General features: G+C 61.4%; 1 protein-coding gene. It reads right to left on the bottom strand.

What is annotated here, in order from left to right; translation table 11 throughout:
• Positions 1-207, bottom strand: a 207-nt coding sequence (locus Q8X48_RS30140) for an immunoglobulin-like domain-containing protein (RefSeq protein ID WP_407802714.1), incomplete at both ends; no start/stop codon positions are given.

Below are 207 nucleotides of genomic sequence, written 5' to 3'. Positions count from 1 at the left end.
TCACTGGACCGTTCTGCGCGGTGACCGGTTTGCCCTGGGCATCGGTCAGGGTCGCGGTGTAGGTAATGGTGCCGTTTTCATCCACGCTCGGCGTCGCGGTCAGGGTCACGGTGGTGGTGTCGTTGACGTCGTTGACCGTGGTGGTCACTGGCGTTGTGTTTGGCGACACCAGTTCCAGGTTACCGCCCACTGCGTCCTTGATGGATT

It is taken from the genome of Pseudomonas sp. QLc11A, assembly GCF_052112305.1.
Taxonomy (GTDB): Bacteria; Pseudomonadota; Gammaproteobacteria; order Pseudomonadales; family Pseudomonadaceae; genus Aquipseudomonas; species Aquipseudomonas laurylsulfatiphila.
This window is presented reverse-complemented; position numbering and strand designations above follow the sequence as displayed.